Origin of the sequence: Pantoea sp. USHLN298, assembly GCF_037149395.1 — a bacterium.
GTDB classification, from domain to species: domain Bacteria; phylum Pseudomonadota; class Gammaproteobacteria; order Enterobacterales; family Enterobacteriaceae; genus Pantoea; species Pantoea astica.
Window position 1 is genome coordinate 548,322 of sequence record NZ_JBBCRO010000002.1, and the last position, 20,507, is coordinate 568,828.

17 protein-coding genes are annotated in these 20,507 nt (G+C 55.2%); 6 read left to right on the top strand and 11 right to left on the bottom strand.

The window, feature by feature from the left end; all coding sequences use genetic code 11:
• Positions 1–36 precede the first annotated feature (36 nt).
• The 11 genes from WFK59_RS07290 to otsB form a co-directional block, all read right to left on the bottom strand.
• Positions 37–1,713, bottom strand: a complete 1,677-nt coding sequence (locus WFK59_RS07290) for a methyl-accepting chemotaxis protein (protein ID WP_233987866.1) — start codon at positions 1,711–1,713, stop codon at positions 37–39.
• 107 nt (positions 1,714–1,820) lie between these two features.
• Positions 1,821–3,383 (bottom strand): methyl-accepting chemotaxis protein, encoded by a 1,563-nt coding sequence (locus tag WFK59_RS07295; protein ID WP_233987865.1) that lies wholly within the window; start codon positions 3,381–3,383, stop codon positions 1,821–1,823.
• A gap of 205 nt (positions 3,384–3,588) precedes the next feature.
• Positions 3,589–5,259: a methyl-accepting chemotaxis protein gene (locus WFK59_RS07300; RefSeq protein WP_336755470.1), complete on the bottom strand. Its 1,671-nt coding sequence runs from the start codon at positions 5,257–5,259 to the stop codon at positions 3,589–3,591.
• Positions 5,260–5,419: 160 nt separating this feature from the next.
• Positions 5,420–5,917, bottom strand: a complete 498-nt coding sequence (gene cheW, locus WFK59_RS07305) for a chemotaxis protein CheW (RefSeq protein WP_233987863.1) — start codon at positions 5,915–5,917, stop codon at positions 5,420–5,422.
• Positions 5,918–5,940: 23 nt separating this feature from the next.
• Complete coding sequence (cheA, locus tag WFK59_RS07310) at positions 5,941–7,917, bottom strand: chemotaxis protein CheA (RefSeq protein WP_233988160.1); 1,977 nt, start codon at positions 7,915–7,917, stop codon at positions 5,941–5,943.
• Between the two features lie 11 nt (positions 7,918–7,928).
• Positions 7,929–8,873, bottom strand: a complete 945-nt coding sequence (motB, locus tag WFK59_RS07315) for a flagellar motor protein MotB (RefSeq protein ID WP_233987862.1) — start codon at positions 8,871–8,873, stop codon at positions 7,929–7,931.
• Complete coding sequence (motA, locus tag WFK59_RS07320) at positions 8,870–9,757, bottom strand: flagellar motor stator protein MotA (RefSeq protein ID WP_094121232.1); 888 nt, start codon at positions 9,755–9,757, stop codon at positions 8,870–8,872. The genes motB and motA overlap by 4 nt, the downstream gene beginning before the upstream one ends.
• 132 nt (positions 9,758–9,889) lie before the next feature.
• Positions 9,890–10,468 (bottom strand): flagellar transcriptional regulator FlhC, encoded by a 579-nt coding sequence (gene flhC / locus WFK59_RS07325; RefSeq protein WP_233987861.1) that lies wholly within the window; start codon positions 10,466–10,468, stop codon positions 9,890–9,892.
• On the bottom strand, positions 10,468–10,818 hold the full coding sequence (flhD, locus tag WFK59_RS07330; protein ID WP_233987860.1) for a flagellar transcriptional regulator FlhD: 351 nt from the start codon (positions 10,816–10,818) through the stop codon (positions 10,468–10,470). The genes flhC and flhD overlap by 1 nt, the downstream gene beginning before the upstream one ends.
• A gap of 1,031 nt (positions 10,819–11,849) precedes the next feature.
• Complete coding sequence (gene otsA / locus WFK59_RS07335) at positions 11,850–13,286, bottom strand: alpha,alpha-trehalose-phosphate synthase (RefSeq protein WP_336755473.1); 1,437 nt, start codon at positions 13,284–13,286, stop codon at positions 11,850–11,852.
• Positions 13,283–14,071, bottom strand: coding sequence for a trehalose-phosphatase (otsB, locus tag WFK59_RS07340; protein WP_336755475.1), 789 nt, complete (start codon positions 14,069–14,071; stop codon positions 13,283–13,285). The genes otsA and otsB overlap by 4 nt, the downstream gene beginning before the upstream one ends.
• A gap of 446 nt (positions 14,072–14,517) precedes the next feature.
• Between otsB and eptA the strand changes: the two genes are divergently transcribed.
• From eptA to msrA, 6 genes are all read left to right on the top strand, one after another.
• Positions 14,518–16,152 carry a phosphoethanolamine transferase EptA gene (gene eptA / locus WFK59_RS07345; RefSeq protein ID WP_336755477.1) on the top strand — a complete coding sequence of 545 codons (1,635 nt, stop codon included), beginning with the start codon at positions 14,518–14,520 and terminating at the stop codon, positions 16,150–16,152.
• Positions 16,149–16,829, top strand: a complete 681-nt coding sequence (pmrA, locus tag WFK59_RS07350; RefSeq protein WP_233987856.1) for a two-component system response regulator PmrA — start codon at positions 16,149–16,151, stop codon at positions 16,827–16,829. The genes eptA and pmrA overlap by 4 nt, the downstream gene beginning before the upstream one ends.
• On the top strand, positions 16,826–17,884 hold the full coding sequence (pmrB, locus tag WFK59_RS07355; RefSeq protein ID WP_336755479.1) for a two-component system sensor histidine kinase PmrB: 1,059 nt from the start codon (positions 16,826–16,828) through the stop codon (positions 17,882–17,884). The genes pmrA and pmrB overlap by 4 nt, the downstream gene beginning before the upstream one ends.
• 334 nt (positions 17,885–18,218) lie before the next feature.
• Positions 18,219–19,208 carry an aldo/keto reductase gene (locus tag WFK59_RS07360; protein ID WP_336755480.1) on the top strand — a complete coding sequence of 330 codons (990 nt, stop codon included), beginning with the start codon at positions 18,219–18,221 and terminating at the stop codon, positions 19,206–19,208.
• Positions 19,209–19,336: 128 nt separating this feature from the next.
• Positions 19,337–19,903, top strand: a complete 567-nt coding sequence (locus WFK59_RS07365) for a flavin reductase family protein (RefSeq protein WP_233987853.1) — start codon at positions 19,337–19,339, stop codon at positions 19,901–19,903.
• A gap of 59 nt (positions 19,904–19,962) precedes the next feature.
• Complete coding sequence (gene msrA / locus WFK59_RS07370; protein WP_031376424.1) at positions 19,963–20,496, top strand: peptide-methionine (S)-S-oxide reductase MsrA; 534 nt, start codon at positions 19,963–19,965, stop codon at positions 20,494–20,496.
• Positions 20,497–20,507: the final 11 nt, after the last annotated feature.

The following is a 20,507-nucleotide window of genomic DNA, read 5'->3' on the forward strand; positions in this document are numbered from 1 at the left end:
CCCGACCGCCAGACAGCGGTCGGGCCTTCCAGGCGATTAAAAGGTTTCCCAGTTGTCGTCGCTGCGTGACGCAGACTGACGGGCAACGGTTAACGGCGCATCCAACTGAAGGCTTTTTGTCGCCGTTGTCTTGTTAACGGCCTGGGCGACAAATTCTTTACCAATATTGAACACTGAGACCGCTTGTTTTAAGTGGCTGGCCTGATCTTCCAGCGCCGCTGCGGCAGCAGCCGACTCTTCCACCAGCGAGGCGTTCTGTTGGGTCACGCGATCCATCTCGGTGACCGCCAGCCCCACCTGATCAATGCCACGGCTCTGCTCATCCGACGCGGAGGCGATTTCGCCCATAATGTCGGTGACGCGGGTCACCGCACTGACGATGTTGCTCATGGTGTCGCCTGCGCTCTCCACCAGCACCGAGCCGGTATTGACGCGGCTGACTGAGTCTTCAATCAGACCTTTGATCTCTTTGGCCGCCTGCGCGCTGCGCTGTGCCAGGCTGCGGACTTCACCCGCTACCACCGCAAAACCACGACCCTGTTCACCGGCACGGGCGGCTTCCACCGCGGCGTTCAGCGCCAGGATATTGGTCTGGAAGGCGATGCCATCAATCACGCTGGTGATATCGGCAATCTTTTTCGAGCTGCCGGCAATCTCTTTCATGGTGGTGACCACGCCATCCACCACTTTGCCGCCCTGCTGCGCGGTTTCAGAGGCGTTAAGCGCCAGCTTCGAGGCCTGACGGGCGTTCTCGGCGTTCTGCTTCACGGTGGCGGTCAGCTGCTCCATGCTGGCAGCGGTCTGCTCCAGTGAGGCGGCCTGCTGTTCGGTGCGTGAGGAGAGATCGTTGTTACCGATGGCGATTTCGCTGGCACCGGTATAAATCGCGTCCGATCCATCGCGTACGCTACGAACGGTGCGCGCCAGCTCCTGCTGCATGTTCTGCAAGGAAGCCAGCAACTCGCCGATTTCGTTACGCACCGAGAGATCGATGGGCTGGGTCAGGTCGCCGCGCGCAATATGCTGAATATGCTCGATGCTCTGACGCAGCGGGCGGATTAGCACGCGGCGCATCACGTTCCACACCAGAATAATCATCAGCAGCGTGACAGCCAGCGTCGCAACCACGATGGTGATGGAGCGGCTATAGGCCTGCTCATTGGCATCCACGCCCTGCTTCGCCAGCACCTGGTTGTATTCCAGCCAGGCGTTGTAATCTTTCTGAAACTTGTCCTGATAACTCTGAGTAGGCTGGTCAACAAAGCCCTTAAAGTTGCCGCTGTTGAAGAACACCATCAGTTCGGCCAGCGCGTCGTGATAAGCCTGATAATTTGCCTGCAGCGTTTTGACGTTGTCGGCGTTTTTGCCTTTTTCTGACAGGTTAGCGTTGAAGGTTTGATAGCCCAGCTCAGCCTGTTTCAGCTCTTCACCCGCCAGTGCCACCAGATCTTTCACCGTGGCGCCCGATCCGGACATCTGCGCATCCTGCAGAAAACGAATACCGGCGCGGTTAAGGGTGTTGCGCGCCTGAACCAGCGAAACCCATGAGGTGCCCATCGCCTGTTGCAGCGTATTCAGCCGCTGGTTATAGGCAAAATTCTCTTTATCTGAACTGACGGTTTTGAAAAACATTCCGCCGGAAAACAGCTGCAGCAGCGCAAACAGCGCCAGCACGCACAGCAGACCGGTAACAACACGTACACGACTAAACATACACACCTCATTGGTTGGCGATTCGCTTCTGTTTATCGGCGCATCTGAAGGGAACTTTATGCATGGCGGCGGCTTTACCGCTGCCGCCATGAGGAGAGGAGAGAAAATCAGACGCGGGAAACTTTGAAAACGGAGACGGCCTGGGTCAGAACGCTGGCCTGCTGCTCCAGGGCGGCGGCCGCGGCGGCGGATTGCTCCACCAGCGAGGCGTTCTGCTGGGTGACGCGATCCATCTCGGTCACCGCCTGACCGACCTGCTCGATGCCACGGCTCTGTTCATCGGATGCCGAGGCGATCTCGCCCATGATGTCGGTCACGCGGGTGACCGCGCCGACGATGTCGTTCATGGTGCTGCCCGCGCTTTCGACCTGCAGCGAACCGCTGTTGACGCGTGCCACTGAATCTTCGATCAACCCTTTGATCTCCTTCGCCGCCTGGGCGCTGCGCTGCGCCAGATTACGCACTTCACCAGCCACCACCGCAAAACCGCGGCCCTGTTCACCGGCCCGCGCCGCTTCCACCGCGGCGTTAAGCGCCAGGATGTTGGTCTGGAAAGCAATGCCGTCAATCACGCTGATAATATCGGCAATCTTCTTCGAACTGCCGGCTATCTCTTTCATGGTGCTGACCACACCGTCCACCACTTTGCCGCCCTGCTGCGCGGTTTCTGAGGCGGTCAGCGCCAGCTGCGACGCCTGACGCGCATTGTCTGCGTTCTGCTTCACCGTGGCGGTCAGCTGCTCCATGCTGGCGGCGGTCTGCTCCAGCGAGGCGGCCTGTTCTTCGGTACGCGCTGACAGATCGTTATTACCGGCAGCAATCTCACTGGCACCGGTAAAGATGGCGTCAGAGCCGTCACGCACGTTGCTGACGGTCATCACCAGCGACTGCTGCATTTCCTGAATGCCGGCCGCCAGCTGGCTCATCTCGTTACGCCCCTCGACCTGGATCGGCTGGGTCAGATCGCCGGAGGCGATAGATCGGATATGCGCCAGCAGCTGTTGCAGCGGCTGAATTAACACCTGCCGCAGGCCAAACCAGCAGGCGACAATCACCACCAGTACCGACACGGCAATCACACCCAACAGCCACATCATCTGGGTAAAGGCCTGCTGGTTTTGAGCAATGCCCTGTTCAGACAGCGCGGTCTGACGGGCGCGCCACTCACCATAGCTGCCCTGCATCGCCACCTGTTTCTGTTCGATATTCTGTTTAAACATCCCTTCCAGATCGCGCGCCTGCAGACTTTTCACCATCGCTTTCAGGCCGTTGTCGTAACTGGCGTAATCCGCTTCCAGCCGGTCGCGCAGCGCCACCGCAAGGCCAGCGGTCGCAGGCAGGTTGTAGTAGATCTGGAAGTGACGATCGGCCTCGGCCAATTGCGCGTTAGCTTTGTTCATCAGATCGTCGAGCTGACCGCCGTTCATCTGCGAGGCCATGCTGGTCTGTAACCGCAGCATGGCGCGGTTCAGGGTGGTGCGGCTGTTGTTCAGCGAAATATAGGCGTCGGTCATCGCCGTGACGTTGCGATTGGAGACTTGCGACAGGGCAAAAGCCGCTTTGTCTTTATTCAGCGCCGACCAGAACAGGCTGCCGGAGAGCAGCTGAAGCGCGCCAAAGATCACCAGTACCGCGATTAAACTGGTGACCACTTTTATTCTTTTTAACATCTTGTTCCCCTGCAGGTTGATTAAGGTGCAGCGGCTTTATCGGCGCTCTGACGCGATGTGTTAGCGGTTTTCGCCGCTTTTCAGCGACAATCGGCTTTTGTAATTAATGATATTGCTACCGGGCGGCGGGTTTGGCTTTAGTCAGGCTGGCGGGATGAGGCGCAGGTGCACGCCCCGGCTGGAGGCAGACGGGGCGTGCGGTCGATCAGAAGGTTTCCCAGTGAGTGTCGCTGACCGGTGCGGTCAGCGCTTTACGCGGTGCCAGAGCGGTCACCGGCGCGGCAATCGGCAGATGCTTCGTCAGCGTCTGCCCGCCAGACGCGCGCTGGATCTTAAACACCGCCACTGACTGGCTGAGACGGCTGGCCTGCTCTTCCAGCGAGGCCGCCGCCGCCGCTGACTCTTCGACCAGCGAGGCGTTCTGCTGGGTGACCCGATCCATCTCGGTAACCGCCTGACCCACCTGATCGATACCGCGACTCTGCTCATCGGACGCCGAGGCGATCTCGCCCATGATGTCGGTGACGCGGGTCACTGCACTGACGATATCGCTCATGGTTTCACCGGCGGTTCCCACCAGCTGGGAGCCAGCATTGACCCGGTTAACCGAGTCTTCAATCAGTCCTTTGATCTCTTTGGCGGCCTGGGCGCTGCGCTGGGCCAGATTGCGCACTTCACCCGCTACCACCGCAAAACCGCGACCCTGTTCTCCGGCCCGCGCCGCTTCCACCGCGGCGTTGAGCGCCAGGATGTTGGTCTGAAAGGCGATGCCGTCAATCACGCTGGTGATATCAGCAATTTTCTTCGAGCTGCCCGCGATGTCGCGCATGGTTTTCACCACACCATCCACCACATTGCCGCCCTTCTGCGCGGTTTCTGAGGCGGTCTGCGCCAGCTGCGACGCCTGACGCGCATTGTCTGCGTTCTGCTTCACCGTGGCGGTCAGCTGCTCCATGCTGGCGGCGGTCTGCTCCAGAGAGGCAGCCTGCTGTTCAGTACGGGCAGAGAGATCATTATTGCCGGCAGAAATTTCGCTGGCACCGGTAAAAATGGCATCAGACCCTTCGCGCACGTTGCTCACCGTGCGCACCAGTGACTGCTGCATATCATGCAGGCTGGCCGCCAGCTGGCTCATCTCGTTACGCCCTTCAACCGCGATCGGCTGGGTCAGATCGCCCTGCGCGATGTGCTGAATATGGGTGATGTTCGTGTTCAGTGGAGTAATTAATACCTTGCGCAGACCGAACCAGCACAGGACGATCACACCTGCTACTATCGCCATGATGGTGCCCAGTATCCACAGCATCCGGCTGTAAGCAGAACTGTTCTCTTCAACGCCGAGCGTGGTCAGTCGGTTCTGATCGGCGCGCCAGTCGGTATAGAGCTTCAGAAACGCACTCTGGCCCGGTGCCACCGGCGCTTTGCCAGCCGCCACCAGATCGTTCGCCTGCAGTGCGGTCTGCAGATCGTTTAATGCCGTAGCATAGGCGCTGTAGCGCTGATCCAGCTGGTCATTGAGTTGCAGATTTTGCCCTGGGGTATCGGGCGTCTCCTTAAAGACTTTGTAATAGCCCGCGGCCGCCTGCTGAAAGGCTTTGCTGTCGTCAAACAGTCCGGCAACGTCGGCGTCTTTTCCTTCCAGTTTACTGGTGGCAAAGCGCAGCTGAATGCGGGTGAGTAAGACCCGGCTCTGGTTAAGACTCATATAGGCATCGTTGAGAGCCTGAGTGTTCTGCATCGCCAGCTGCGACACGGCAAAACTACGCTTGTCATGGCTGAGTGCCGAATAAAAAACGGAGCCGGAAAAGGCCTGTAACAGCCCAAACATCAGCAATACCAGCAACAGGCTGGTGACAACGCGAATTTTCGTTAACATGATTAACCCTGGAAAATGTAAGTGATAAAGCAGCAACGTGATTATCGGCAGGTGCGTGCGGGAAATTAGAGAAGAAAGTGAGTTTATTATTTGAAAAATAAGAAATTATTCAGCAGTAAAACTGTCACAGGCCGGACATAACCGGCCTGTGACGTGACGCTTAGGCGCTACGCAGGTTATCCACCAGAGCCATCTCGTCGCTGCTCAGCAGCTTCTCAATGTCAACCAGAATCAACATGCGATCGCCCAGCGCGCCGAGACCGGTCAGGTACTCGGTTGACATGGTGACGGCGAACTCCGGTGAAGGGCGGATCTGATCCTGGGTCAGTGACAGCACGTCAGAAACGCCATCCACCACGATCCCGACCACGCGATTCTCCAGATTCAGCACGATCACCACGGTGTTATCGTTGTATTCGACATCGGGCTGGGAGAACTTCACCCGCAGGTCGATAATCGGCACGATCACGCCACGCAGGTTGGTGACGCCGCGAATAAATTCAGGGGTATTTGCGATACGCGTTACCTGATCGTAACCGCGAATTTCCTGAACTTTCAGGATATCGATGCCGTACTCTTCATCGCCCAGCGTGAAGACCAGAAACTCCTGGCCGACAGTTTCGCCAGCGATTTTTGTCACGGTTGCCATTCCATTCATGTTATTTACCCTTTCGTTATCAATCAGGCGGCAGCGCCAGCCACACGTTTTTCACGGTTCAGTGATTGCAGTGCTGAAACATCGACAATCAGCGCCACGCTACCATCGCCAAGAATGGTGGCGGCGGAGATGCCCGGCACTTTGCGATAGTTACTTTCCAGGTTCTTCACCACCACCTGATGCTGACCAATCAGCTGATCGACCAGCAGCGCGTAACGCTTGCCCGCGCTTTGCAGAATGACGACGATGCCCTGGGTGGCCTCGGTTTTCGCCCCCTGCACCTCAAACACGTTCCACAGTTCGACCAGCGGCAGATACTCACCGCGCACTTCCAGTACGCACTCGCCACCGGCCAGCGGTTTCAGCTCTTCAGCACGCGGCTGCAGCGATTCCATCACCGCATTGAGCGGCAGAATAAAGACTTCATCCGCCACGCGAACCGACATGCCGTCGAGGATCGCCAGCGTCAGTGGCAGCAGGATACGGATGGTGGTGCCTTTGCCCTGCTTCGAGGCGATTTCGACGTGACCGCCCATCTCCTGGATGTTTCGTTTCACCACATCCATGCCGACGCCGCGGCCTGATACGTCGGTGACCTGCTCGGCCGTTGAGAAGCCAGGCGCGAAGATCAGCATCCCGACCTCTTCGTCGCTCATGCTTTCGCTGACCGGCAAGCCGGATGAGAGCGCTTTCGCCAGAATACGTTCACGGTTCAGACCGGCACCGTCATCAGAGACTTCGATACAGATGTTGCCGCCCTGATGTTCCGCCGACAGCGTCAGGTTACCGGTTGCCACTTTGCCGGCCGCCAGACGTTTATCCGGCGATTCGATACCGTGGTCGAGGCTGTTACGCACCAGGTGCGTTAACGGATCGATGATGCGTTCAATCAGGCTCTTATCGAGTTCGGTTGAGCTGCCGAGCAGCGTCAGCTCCACTTCTTTGCCGAGCTTGCTCGCCAGGTCACGCACCAGACGCGGGAAGCGGCTGAAGACATATTCCATTGGCATCATACGAATCGACATCACCGATTCCTGCAGATCGCGGGCATTACGCTCCAGCTGACCCATGCTGTTCAGCAGGTCACCGTGCGCCACCGGATCGAGTTCACCGGAACGCTGCGCCAGCATCGACTGGGTAATCACCAGTTCGCCGACCAGGTTAATCAGCTGATCGACCTTCTCAACCGCCACGCGGATGCTGGTGGATTCGCTTGATTTGGCCGGTGCCGCAGCGCGTTTGCTTTCGCGTTTCACCGCGGCCACTGGCAGTTCGGTGACGCTGGCGGTCTGCACTTCAGCCACCACCGGCGCAACAGGCGCTGGCGCTGACACCGGTGCCGGCTCTTCCGCCTGCGGGAAGCGAATCTGCGCTTCATCAATCACAAAGCAGAGCACCGCCACGATGTCATCTTTGCCGACGCCATCAATGCAGACATCCAGCGTGTTGCTGCCCTTCTGGACGTTGGTCAGGGTGCCGAGATTGCTCATCTCTTCCAGCATCAGATCGACTTCTTTCTCTTTCAGATCGATCAGCTGCACGCGCAGCGCACTGCTGGCCGGTGCTGCGCTGGCAACGGCGGCCACGCTGACCGGTGCTTCAACCGGCAGACCTTTGGCCTCCAGCGCCAGCTGGCGCAGCGCTTCACAGATATATTTGAAGCTCTCCGCGTTCGGCTCTTGCGCGGTTTTATAAGCATCGAGCTGTTCCTGCATAATATCTTTGGTTTCCAAAAACAGGTTGATGATGTCGGTGCTGAGCTGCATCTCGCCGCGACGAGCACCATCCAGAATGTTTTCCAGGATGTGAGTAGTTTCCTGTAATACCGTAAAACCAAAGGTTCCGGCGCCACCCTTAATCGAGTGGGCGGCGCGGAAGATGGCGTTAAGCTGTTCAGAATCTGGTTCCTGCGGGTCGAGACCCAACAGGTGTTGTTCCATATCCGCTAACAGCTCATCGGCTTCATCAAAAAACGTCTGGTAAAAATCGCTGATGTCCATACTCACGGGGATCACCTCGGCTGTGAGGGGGCTGCTGTATTCACCGCGCTGCCCTGGGGAGCTGACGGTGCGGTAATTTGTTCAATGGCCGCCGGATCGCTGATCTGGACGGCATCACTTTCTGCGTTCTCTTTTTCTATTGCCGCTTCGGTGTCGTGGTTCAACACCAGCAGGCTGATGCGACGGTTAACCGCATCATTCCCGCCACGATTTTTCAGGCGCATGGTGTCGGCCATGCCTAACACGCGCAAAATTTTGCCGCTGTCTAACCCGCCAATCACCAGTTCACGCCGCGAGGCGTTGGCACGATCGGCTGAGAGTTCCCAGTTGCTGTACCCTTTATCACCGCTGGCATACTGAAAATCATCGGTATGGCCGGCCAGACTGATACGGTTGGGAATGCCGTTGAGGATCGGCGCAATGGCGCGCAGAATATCGCGCATATAGGGCTCCACCTCGGCTCTGCCGGTCTTAAACATCGGGCGGTTCTGGCTGTCGATAATCTGAATGCGCAGCCCCTCTTCCACCATGTTGATGATCAGATGCGGACGTAACGCTTTCAGACGCGGATCGGCTTCAATCAGCTGATCGAGCTTTTCCCGCAGCCGGTTAAGGCGAATATCGTCCAGCTTGCGTTTCTGCTCATCCATATCGACCACTTTCTTCACTTCACCGATCTTTTTCGTCGGATCGTCGCCGCCGCCAGGAATCGGACTGTCGCTGTCGCTGCTGCGCTGGCCACCGGTTATCGCCACTTTCAGCGGCGTTTTAAAGTAGTCAGCGATCTGCACCAGCTCCTGCGGGTTGGCGATGGAAAGCAGCCACATCACCATAAAAAATGCCATCATCGCCGTCATAAAGTCGGCGTAGGCAATTTTCCACGACCCGTGGCTGCCTTCATGTCCTTTATGTTTGCGCTTTTTGATCAGCACAATTGGGCGATTGCCATGCTTCATGAGGTCTGATCCGAAGTCTGTTTAGCCGGGTTCTTCGCGTTACGTACGTGCTCTTCCAGTTCGCTGAATGAGGGACGTTCAGCGGAATAGAGCGTTTTACGACCAAACTCCACCGCAATCTGAGGCGCGTAGCCATTCAGGCTGGAGAGCAGCGTCACTTTGATGCACTGCATCATCTTGGTGGTTTCAGCACATTTCTGGCGCAGTACCGACGCCAGCGGCGAAATGAAGCCATACGCCAGCAGAATGCCGAGGAATGTTCCGACCATCGCATGAGCCACCAGCGCACCCAGTTCCGCCGCCGGACGATCGGCGGAAGCCAGGGCATGTACCACGCCCATTACCGCCGCCACGATACCGAATGCCGGCAGACCATCGCCGACCGCCGCTATACTTTGCGCCGGTACGTCACACTCGTGTTCGTAGGTCTCAATCTCTTCATCCATCAGCGCCTCAATCTCAAAGGCGTTCATGTTGCCGCTGACCATCAGACGCAAATAATCGGTAATAAAATCCACTAACTGTTTATCGGCAAGAATACGCGGATAATTAGCGAAAATTTCGCTCTGGCTGGGATCTTCAATATCCCGTTCCAGCGACAACATCCCCTGCTGACGGGACTTGGCCATCAGGCGATAGAGCAGCGCCATCAGGTCCATGTAAACCGCTTTGTTATATTTTGACCCGCGAAATAACAAAGGTAACGCTTTCAGGGTTTTTTTAATCGACTTGCCGTTGTTGCCCACTAAAAAAGCACCGGCCCCGGCGCCACCGATCATTAATAATTCAGCCGGCTGATAAAGTGCGCCAAGATGGCCACCCACCAGCGCATATCCGCCCAACACGGAGCCTAAAACAATCAAATAACCTAAAATTATCAGCACAAGAAATCCTTACGTCCGTAACGTGTTGGTGGAAGTTAAGCCAGAGAGCCGCAGGTGTTATTCGTAAAACGGAAGCAAAAAAAAAGCAGCGGTATTAACCGCTGCTGGATGGCTTCCACAGTGCGAACAAACTTAAACGGCGCGTTTAACCTGTTCATCCAGCAGTTGTGGAAACATATCGGCAGAATCTGCAGAAAGTTTACGTCTTTTTACGGCACGTGATGGCGGCTGGCACAGGCTGCAGACAAAACTGCCAACCGGCTGATGGGCGTGATTAATAAAGCTGCCATTACAGCTTTTGCAATCGGCCAGTTCCAGCATGCCACTTTCAACGAATCGCACCAGGGTCCATGCACGCGTTAGCGCCAACAGCGGGCCCTCGTCCGATTGCGGACACTGTTCGAGATATAACCGGTAGGCTTTAATCACGGCGTTGACGCCGTTGCACAGTCCGGTTTTCAGTAAAAACTTCCAGGCGTTACAGAACATGGAAGCGTGAATATTCTGCTCCCAGGTCATAAACCAGTCGGTAGAGAAAGGCAGCATGCCTTTCGGTGGCGGACTACCGCGCAGCTCTTTATAGAGCTTAATCAGACGACCACGACTCAGTTGGGTTTCGCTTTCTAACATCTGTAAACGCGCGCCCAGGGTAATCAGCTCCATCGCGAGCTGAATATCACGCGCTTCCTGAACAATACTTTTCTCAGTCATCACATCGCCCTCTTTTTAGCAGGCACGTCATCTTTAGACGCGTTACGCAGTAAACGGCTCGATAATAAAATACCGGTGTGGATTTGCTGTAAATCATCCACGCGTGATTCCTGCGTCAGGCGATTAATTGTGCTGCTATCGGTAAAACGGAACTGGCAAACCAATTGATTGGTTTCCGCCATTTTTACCATTTCAGGCAGTGTTAATTCAGATAATGCGTCCGCCATTTTCTCATCGATACCGAGGCGAAACATTGCCGAAGCTTTTTCCTGGTTAATTAATCGCTGCGCAAGCAGTAAATATGACAAGTTGAGATCGTAAATATGTTTTAGTAATTCAGATGTACCCATTTTTCCATCCTGAGAGACGCGACGTAACTTCACCACAGATTATTATCTGCGTATTGAGCTGCTGTTTGGTAAATCTAAAGATGGCAAAAAAAATGTCATGTGAAGCCAATGTCACTGCTTTTCGCCTTCATCTTATGTGTGGGTTCATGACCCACCGAAAGTCAAAAATCCAGGCCATTTTATTTTCGAGTTCTGACCATCTTCCGTGACGTCTTCTTACATTTTTTAAGACTATTCCGAAAACAAGGCAAATCTATATCGTCTGATTTCGACATACAACGACAGTACTGTGAAATTTTAGATAAAGTGTGACGCAGATCACACTTTTAAGGCAAATTTCTTCAGCAACCCTTTACGATCCTTTGTCTGTTGTTCAATTTTTGATCGAAAAAAGCCGATTTTAAGTCGAATTGGTCCTGAGAAAGGTTTAATAGGGGGTAAAAGCAGCTCTATTCGAGGCTTTGAGACGGCGTCGATCTATTGTCAGTGTTAATCGATTTAACACCCTATTTAGAACCATTTAAAACGACTAAGTCAGCATATTATGCTGAACGAAGCGGCAGAGAATCACTTTGTAATTAGTCACTTAGGGTGAGTATCGCAGAGGGTGAGTAATGAAAGCGTTAAGGTTTATACGGCAGTACTGACTTCAACTGGCAACCAAGCGTTAACAGTTACCGCTGGATGTTTAGTATACGACACCAGATGTAACAATGAGTTACATAAGCAGGATGAATGAATCGGGGAAGGGTTTAATCAGGCTTAGTCAGTATCGGCAGCGGGAAGAAAAACTTGAGTTTAAAAATTAAAGAAAGCCGCCTGATACGCTTATCAGTGGTTTTTTTGACCGTTTGCTTTTTTTTGAGCCCTGTGCCGGGTGAAGCGGCGTAAAGCGAACGCCAGCCAGGGTAAAGATTGTGGCAGGGAGCATGACGGAATGTAACCGGCGAGCACAGCCGGTGCTGGCTGTAAAAAAGGGCAACGACACCCAAAGATGTCGTTGCCCGTCAGAACGGCTTCAGGCCGTTTAATCAGGCCAGTTTAGGAAAGGTTGCGACCTTGTTCGCCGTACCATGGTCGGCACTGCGAGGGGCGATGCGATAGAGGTCTTTGAGGAAGTTTTCACGCCAGGCGGTAATGTCATTTTTACGCAGCACCGTCATCATGTCGTTATAACGTGAAATCCTTTCAGTGCGCGGCATAGTAATCGCTTTGTCGAGCGCCGCCGCCACTTCATCGCGGTCATAAGGATTGACGATCAGCGCAGAGGTCAGCTCATTGGCGGCACCGGCGAAGCGCGACAGCACCAGCACACCCGGATCGTCCGGGTCCTGCGCCGCCACATACTCTTTCGCAACCAGGTTCATCCCGTCACGCAGCGGCGTTACCAGACCGACATCGGTCAGGCGGAAGATTTTCATCAACAGCCGGCGATCAAAGTGCTGGTTGAGATAGTAGAGCGGCGTCCAGCCCAGCGTGCCGTATTTACCGTTGATGCGCCCTGCTTCGGTTTCCAGCTGATGACGAATATCCTGATAGGCCTGCACATCACTGCGTGAGGTCGGCGCAATCTGTGAGTAGCGAATTTTACCGCGGTGCTGGGGGTAGTTCTCCAGCAGCGCTTCATACGCCAGGAAACGCTCAGGCAGACCTTTGGAATAGTCGAGGCGCTCACAGGCAATAATGTTGCGCGCGTCGCCCAGCTCTTTCTTCATCGCCGCCATTTTCGGTGGCAACGGCCCTTCAGCCATCTCTTTAATACTGTCGGGTTCAATCCCAATCGGATAAACCTCGGTCATAAAGGTATTGCCGAAGGCGCGATGCTTCTTATCCCCTTTATTCTGCAACTGTGTCAGCTGGCTGACGCTGTCGAGGAAAGCAACCCGATCTGATTCGGTCTGGAAACCCAGCAGATCATACTCGCACAGCATTTCCAGCAGTTCCTTGTGCGGTGGCAGCGCATTGAATATCTCAGGCGTCGGGAAAGGAATATGCAGGAAGAAACCGATGCGGTTATTAATACCGGCACGACGCAGCGCTGCGGCAAACGGCAGGAAGTGATAATCGTGGATCCACAGAATATCATCCGGTTCAATCAACGGTTTTAACCGCTGGGCCACCGCATCATTCACTTCGCAATAGCCGTCCCAGGCTTCGCGCTGGAACTGCACCAGATCAAGACGATAATGGAAGGCGGGCCAGATTACGGTATTGGAAAACTGGCAATAGTAGAGATCGTATTCGTTCTGGCTTAACGGGAAGGAGGCATACTCAATGCCTTCATGCTGCTGGACGGTAACATCGTCCTCTTCTTCGCCTGAGAACTCGCTGATTTCACCGTTCCAGCCAAACCACAGTCCGCCTGTGCTTTTCAACGCGTCCAGAATCCCGACGGCCAGGCCGCCTGCGCTGGTTTTAGCCCCATTTGGAATGGCAATACGGTTAGATACAACCACTAAACGACTCATAACCTAAACTCCTTACCGACGTTGTCTTGCTTTAATCGTAATAATGTTCGTTCCAGCCAGCCATATACCGCCTCGACATTGTTTAATCGATAGCGGGCCTGAGTGGAACCTTCGCCGACCTTAATAGAGATGCCCTGCATGGCGTTAACCGCGAGAAAGCCTTTCTCATCTGTCAGGTCGTCTCCAATAAATACCGGAATGCGTCCGGCAAAAGGCACCTGTTGCATAAAATCGCCAATGGCAGCGCCCTTATCAATCCCTAAAGGTTTAATTTCAACGACACATTTCCCCGGCTGAAGCGCCAGTCCTGGAAAACGTTTTACAGATTGCTCAGCCAGTCGCATCACATCCTGTTCATGCTGCATCGCCTGGCGATAGTGGAGTGCAAAGGCCATGCCTTTGATTTCCAGCTGGGTGCCAGGCCATAACGCCATCGCGTTTTGCAGTTCCGTCCGGAGTTCCTGTTCAACCTCAACCGGCAGGCTGATGCGCTGCATCTCGCCGTCGGCGTCACGGCGCTCGGCACCGTGTACGCCAGCGGCAGGACCGCGCCACGGCGCGGCCAGAGCATCGAGTTGTTCAATCGGCCGGCCAGAGACCAGCGCCAGCGCACCCTGACTGAGTGCGGAGAGTTGTTGTAACTGGTCAACGACCTGTTCAGGAATAAACACCGCTTCGGGACGGGACTGTATCGCTGCCAGCGTGCCATCGACATCAAAAAAGAAGGCATAAAGCCCGCCATCGAGTGTCGGGAACGCGTCAGAGGTATCTACCGCTTGGGTCACGTCACTTCTCCTGAATTTGGAAATTTGAGTTCAAATCAAGGATGTCCTGACGCAGTAGGGTCAGCAAGAGGGAAATTCTGATAACGTGGCGATTGAGGGATAAAGCCGGGCGATTCGATAGGTCACTCTCCTCAAACTTGCAAGCTCATTACTGACAATACTGGCTGACTGAGAACATCACCCGATTAAGTGTAGACAGTAATAGTGGCTTTGCCAGAAAGATGCAGGTTTCATGCCAGCCGCTGCGGTTAAGTCAGCCAGCCTTGCCGACGCTGAATAGCGGGTTATTTTCTCTTCATTCCTTTTTTTGCAGCCGATGGATGGGGAATAGCCCTTGTGTACCGCGGCTGAACCACCGGAGCCGGGCCAACCTTAAGCGTCTTAAGGTATTCCTAATATTGAAAGTGCACTCTCAGCACACAATTGATATTCGGATATTTCTCAACATGGCATTTACACTGAACCGGCCGGTTATCAGCCGCCTCACTTTGCTGATCCTTGCGGCTTGTTATATCTCGGTTTTCCTTAATCTGGCCTATTACCGTCAGGTGCTGGCTCTGATGCCACTGACCAGCCTGCACGCCTCGCTGGTCTTTTTCTCTATGCCGCTGGTGGCGTTTAGCGTGATCAACATTGTGATCACCCTCGCCTCGTTTCTCTGGCTGGACCGACTGCTGATTGCGCTGTTTATCCTGCTCTCCGCCAGCGCACAGTTTTTTATCCAGACCTATAACATCGTGGTCGATCGCTCGATGATCACCAATATGATGGATACCACCGCGTCGGAATCTTTTGCGCTCATCACCCCACAACTGCTGTTTACCCTGCTGACATCGGGCCTGTTGATGGCGCTGCTGGTGTTCTGGCCGCGGCTGAAGAAACAGCACTGGCGTGGCGTGTTGCAGCGACTGCTCAGCATCGTGATCTCCGTGGCGGTGATCCTGCTGGTTGCGCTGCTGTTCTATAAAGATTACGCCTCGCTGTTTCGCAATAACCGCGAACTGGTGAAGGCGCTTAGCCCGTCAAACAGCATCGCCGCCAGCCTCTCCTGGTATAAGCATCAGCAACTGGAGAACCTGCCGCTGGTGCGCATTGGCGAAGATGCCCATCAACAGCCCGATCGGCTCAGCGGCGGTAAACAGAATCTGACCATTTTGATCGTTGGGGAAACCTCACGGGCGCAGAACTTCTCGCTGGGCGGCTACGCCCGTCAGACCAACCCGCTGCTGGCAAAAGATAATGTGATCTATTTTCCGCACACTACCTCATGCGGCACGGCCACTGCCGTTTCGGTGCCCTGCATGTTCTCTAATATGCCGCGCGCACATTATGATGATGTACTGGCGGCGCATCAGGAAGGGTTACTGGATATCATCCAGCGGGCGGGCATCAGCGTGTTATGGAATGAGAATGATGGCGGCTGTAAAGGCGCCTGCGACCGGGTGCCGCATCAGGATATGACCAGCCTGAATCTGCCTGGCATGTGTATTAACGGTGAATGTTACGACGACGTACTGTTTCATGGCCTGGATGACTACATTAACCAGATTAAGGGCAATGCGGTGATTGTGCTGCACACCATTGGTAGCCACGGCCCGACCTACAGCCACCGCTATCCGCCGGAATTGCGTCAGTTCGTCCCGACCTGTGATACCAATCAGATTCAGGATTGTTCGCAGCAACAGCTGGTCAATACCTATGACAATACGCTGCTGAATGTGGATCACATTGTGGATAAGGCGATTAACCTGCTGCGTGCCCATCAGGATCGCTTTACCACCAGCCTGGTCTATCTTTCCGATCACGGTGAATCGCTGGGCGAAAATGGCGAATACCTGCATGGCCTGCCCTACGCGATTGCCCCGGAGACGCAAAAACATGTGCCGATGTTGATCTGGCTGTCAGAGGATTATCAGCAGCGCTATGCGATTAATCGTGGCTGCCTGACCAGACTGGCGGCGACAGACGATTTTTCACAGGATAATCTGTTCTCAACCATGCTGGGATTAACCGGCACCGCGACCCACGAATATGTACCCGCGGATGACATTTTGACGATGTGTCGGAGCCGACCACAATGAAGATTCTGATCGTAGAAGATGATGCTCTGCTGTTGCAGGGATTGATCCTGGCGCTGGAGGGCGAAGGTTACGTCTGTGATGGCGTCACCACGGTGCGGGATGCTGAAGCGCATTTTGCCAGCGGCCTTTACAGTCTGGTGGTGCTGGATCTCGGTTTACCGGATGAAGACGGACTGCATTTTCTGCTGCGTCTGCGCCGGCAGAAGAAGATGACGCCGGTACTGATTCTCACCGCGCGTGACACCATCAGTGAACGTATTGCCGGGCTGGATGCCGGTGCCGATGATTACCTGATTAAGCCGTTCTCGCTGGAGGAGCTGCTGGCACGCATTCGTGCCCTGATCCGCCGCCATGTCAATCAGGGCGACAGTCATCTGATGGTCGGCGCGCTGGCGCTGGATATGACGCATCGCCAGATCTCACTCGCCGGAACGCTGCTGGATCTGACGCCCAAAGAGTATGCCATCCTCTCCCGCCTGATGCTGAAGGCGGGTAACCCGGTGCACCGCGAAATCCTCTATCAGGATATCTATAACTGGGAAACCGAGCCGTCTACCAATACGCTGGAAGTTCACATTCATAATCTGCGTGACAAAATCGGCAAAAGTGCGATCCGCACGGTGCGCGGTTTCGGCTATGCGCTGGTAACGACTGACGTGATGCGCGAGGCACCATGAAATCCCGGATCGATCATCGCAGTATGCGTTTTCGCCTGATCCTGACCATAGGCCTGATTCTGCTGGTGTTCCAGGTGATCAGCGTCGTCTGGCTGTGGCATGAGAGTAAAGAACAGATTCAGTTTCTGGTCGAAGCGCAGTTGCAGAAGCGCAATATGGATCGCCACGTCGAAAGAGAGGTGCATGAAGCGGTTGCCAGCCTGGCGGTGCCGAGTCTGGTGATGATTACGCTGACGCTGCTGCTCTGCTATCAGGCGGTGAAATGGATCACCCGGCCGCTGTATCAACTGCAGCGTGAACTGGAGAACCGCAGCGAAGAGAATCTGGACCCAATCGCCTGCCATAGTTCGGTGCATGAGATCGATGCCGTGACCCAGGCGATCAACCAGCTGGTGGCGCGGCTGAATAACAGCCTGGAGCGCGAGCGGCTGTTTACCGCCGATGTGGCGCACGAGCTGCGCACCCCGCTGGCGGGATTACGACTGCATCTGGAACTGATTGAACGCAACGGCGAGGCCCATGTTCAGCCGTTACTCCAGCGGCTCGATCAGATGACGCACAGCGTGTCGCAGCTGTTGCAGCTGGCGCGTGCCGGGCAGTCTTTTACCTCCGGCACCTATCAGAATGTGGCGCTGATTGAAGATGTGATATTGCCAATGGAGGCGGAGCTAAGCACCATGCTGGATACGCACCAGCAGACGCTGACGCTCGATCTGCCAGAGGAGCTGTTTGTGCGCGGGGACGCGACGTTGCTGAAAATGTTGCTGCGTAATCTGGTCGAGAATGCCCATCGTTACAGCCCCAAAGAGAGTGCGATTACTCTGCGGCTGGCGTCGGGCGCACAGCCGACCCTGACGGTGGAAGACGAAGGTCCGGGTATTGATGAAAGTAAAAGCGGTGAGCTGAGTAAAGCCTTTATCCGGATGGACAGTCGTTACGGCGGGATTGGACTGGGGTTAAGCATCGTCAGCCGCATTGTGCAGCTGCATCGCTTTCAGTTCTTTTTGGAAAACCGCCGCGACCGCAGCGGCTGTCGGGCGGTGATTAAATTCTGATGGCAGACAACTCAGGCGCTGAACCATGCCGCCAGAAACAGGATCACGGTTGCGGCGGCGATCAGCACGGCCGCATATTCACTGACAGGTCGGGCAGGTGCAGCAATTACCGCAGTAGACGCAGATTTCATGGCATTCTCCTCATGTTGTCCCTGGAGTATCCTCGCGCCAGATTAAGGAAACCTTAAGCTCGCCGGGATCAGGTTAAAAATCGCCCTTTCCCCACGACTAATGAGCACAGTTCATAAACTCATCTCTGTTCAGGGATCTAATCAGCGCGCGCGATGTGCTCTATTCTCAGGCGATTCCCGCAACACTTCCGAGGAGAGCAACAATGCAAACACGCAGATTAGGTCAGTCCGGCCTGGAGGTCTCCAGCCTGGGGCTCGGCTGCATGGGGCTGAGTCACGGTTATGGTCCGGCAACTGACAAACAGCAGGCCATTTCCCTGATCCGCGCCGCCGTCGATCAGGGCGTCACTTTTTTCGATACCGCTGAAGTTTACGGCCCGTGGCTGAATGAAGAGGTAGTGGGCGAAGCGCTGGCACCGGTTCGCGATCGGGTGGTGATCGCCACTAAGTTTGGCTTCACTTTTGGCGAGGATAACAAACAGCAGATTCTTAACAGCCGGCCAGAACAGATTCGCCGGGCAATTGAAGGTTCGCTGCGTCGGCTGAGAACGGAAGTGATTGACCTCTATTATCAGCATCGGGTCGATCCTGAGGTGCCGATTGAGGATGTCGCCGGAACGATTAAAGATTTAATCGCCGAAGGTAAGGTGAAACATTTTGGCTTATCCGAAGCTGGCGTACAGACCGTGCGCCGTGCCCACGCGGTTCAGCCGGTGACGGCGTTGCAGAGTGAATATTCGATGTGGTGGCGTGAACCGGAGGCGGAGATGCTGCCGACGCTGGAGGCGCTGGGCATCGGTTTTGTGCCGTTCAGTCCACTGGGTAAAGGCTATCTGACCGGCGCCATTCAGCCGGACACGACCTTTGGCAGCGACGATTTCCGCAGCCAGGTGCCGCGCTTTTCGCCTGAAGCGCTGGCCGCTAATCAGGCGCTGATCGATCTGCTCGGCACTCTCGCACAGGATAACGCTGCCACACCGGCACAGATTGCCCTCGCCTGGCTGCTGGCACAAAGACCGTGGATTGTCCCGATCCCTGGCACCACGAAACTGCACCGTCTGAGCGAAAACCTGCAGGCGGCAGCGTTGCAGCTCACGGCAGAAGAGTTACAGCGCATCAATCAGGCACTGGACGCGGTCCAGATACAAGGTGACCGCTACCCTGCCACCTTGCAGGCGCGGGTTGGCCGTTAAGCCCAAACGCTGACGCGCGCTGAACCGCGCCGCGGCAGCGCTTTTTTCCATTCTGCGGGTTGGCTCCACCGCTGCGTCGGCGTGGTGCTCTACACTTAGTGGCACCATTCCGTTCAGGGAGTTCCGCCATGAGTCAACGCATGCACAAATATGCTTTTCCGGTCAGCAAAGCGCGTAAATATCTTGAGCCGGGTCCGGTCCTGCTGCTCAGCTCGCAGTTTGAGGATCGGCACGACATCATGACCCTCGGCTGGCACACCGTGCTTGAATTTTCCCCGTCACTGGTCGGCTGCATGATTGCCGGCATGAACTACAGTCATGAGCTGATCCGTAACAGCGGTCAGTGCGTGCTCAACGTGCCTTCGGCCTCGCTGATTGATCAGGTGGTGGCGATCGGTAACAGCCACGGTGACCAGCTGGATAAGTTCGACGCCTTTGGCCTGACGGCTGAGCCCGCGCAGGTAGTTCGCGCGCCGATGATTGCCGAATGCTTTGCCAGCTTCGAATGCCAGCTGTATGACGATTCGATGGTCGATAACTACAACCTGTTTATTTTTGAGATTGTTAAAGCGCACGTTGCCGAACATCCCGACTATCCCACCACCCTGCACTACACCGGTGAAGGCCGCTTCAGCGTGATGAGCGATAAGCTGCTGGATAAGAGCAAAGATTTTAAACCGGAAATGCTGATTTAGTTGAAAGCGGGCGCTCTCGTCCCCATTCTCCTCTTTCGACCTGACAGGAGTAATTCATTATGGCAATCGAATATGCAGTGATCGCGGGTGGCTGTTTCTGGTGCACCGAAGCGGTATTTAAGGATGTGATCGGCGTGGAGTCGGTAGAGAGCGGTTACACCGGCGGTGCCCGGCCAAATCCGACCTATGAGCAGGTCTGCAGCGGTGCCACCGGTCACGCTGAAGCGATCCGCATCGGCTTTGATCCGGAAAAAGTCAGCTACGGTGATTTACTGGATATCAGCTTTGTGACCCACGATCCGACCCAGCTTAATCGTCAGGGCAATGATATCGGTACCCAGTATCGCTCAGCGATTTTCCCGGCCAATGCAGAGCAGGAAGCGGAAGCCCGTGCCGCGATTGAACGCGCGCAGGCCGATCACGATGTGCCGGTGGTAACCACCATCGAGCCGCTGAAAGAGTGGTATCCGGCTGAAGCCTATCACCAGGATTACTGGGACGGTGCTGGTCAGCGTAACGGTTACTGCCTGGCGGTGATCCCACCGAAATTGCAGAAACTGCGTAAGAGCTTTGCCAATAAGGTGAAGAGCTAGTTTTTTCAGCT

What these genes read in the sequence shown, in the direction of transcription:
- WFK59_RS07290 (WP_233987866.1), bottom strand. Translation starts at nt 1,713, where the DNA reads ATGTTTAGTCGTGTACGTGTTGTTACCGGTCTGCTGTGCGTGCTGGCG.
- WFK59_RS07295 (WP_233987865.1), bottom strand. Translation starts at nt 3,383, where the DNA reads ATGTTAAAAAGAATAAAAGTGGTCACCAGTTTAATCGCGGTACTGGTG.
- WFK59_RS07300 (WP_336755470.1), bottom strand. Translation starts at nt 5,259, where the DNA reads ATGTTAACGAAAATTCGCGTTGTCACCAGCCTGTTGCTGGTATTGCTG.
- cheW (WP_233987863.1), bottom strand. Translation starts at nt 5,917, where the DNA reads ATGAATGGAATGGCAACCGTGACAAAAATCGCTGGCGAAACTGTCGGC.
- cheA (WP_233988160.1), bottom strand. Translation starts at nt 7,917, where the DNA reads ATGGACATCAGCGATTTTTACCAGACGTTTTTTGATGAAGCCGATGAG.
- motB (WP_233987862.1), bottom strand. Translation starts at nt 8,873, where the DNA reads ATGAAGCATGGCAATCGCCCAATTGTGCTGATCAAAAAGCGCAAACAT.
- flhC (WP_233987861.1), bottom strand. Translation starts at nt 10,468, where the DNA reads ATGACTGAGAAAAGTATTGTTCAGGAAGCGCGTGATATTCAGCTCGCG.
- flhD (WP_233987860.1), bottom strand. Translation starts at nt 10,818, where the DNA reads ATGGGTACATCTGAATTACTAAAACATATTTACGATCTCAACTTGTCA.
- otsA (WP_336755473.1), bottom strand. Translation starts at nt 13,286, where the DNA reads ATGAGTCGTTTAGTGGTTGTATCTAACCGTATTGCCATTCCAAATGGG.
- eptA (WP_336755477.1), top strand. Translation starts at nt 14,518, where the DNA reads ATGGCATTTACACTGAACCGGCCGGTTATCAGCCGCCTCACTTTGCTG.
- pmrA (WP_233987856.1), top strand. Translation starts at nt 16,149, where the DNA reads ATGAAGATTCTGATCGTAGAAGATGATGCTCTGCTGTTGCAGGGATTG.
- pmrB (WP_336755479.1), top strand. Translation starts at nt 16,826, where the DNA reads ATGAAATCCCGGATCGATCATCGCAGTATGCGTTTTCGCCTGATCCTG.
- WFK59_RS07360 (WP_336755480.1), top strand. Translation starts at nt 18,219, where the DNA reads ATGCAAACACGCAGATTAGGTCAGTCCGGCCTGGAGGTCTCCAGCCTG.
- WFK59_RS07365 (WP_233987853.1), top strand. Translation starts at nt 19,337, where the DNA reads ATGAGTCAACGCATGCACAAATATGCTTTTCCGGTCAGCAAAGCGCGT.
- msrA (WP_031376424.1), top strand. Translation starts at nt 19,963, where the DNA reads ATGGCAATCGAATATGCAGTGATCGCGGGTGGCTGTTTCTGGTGCACC.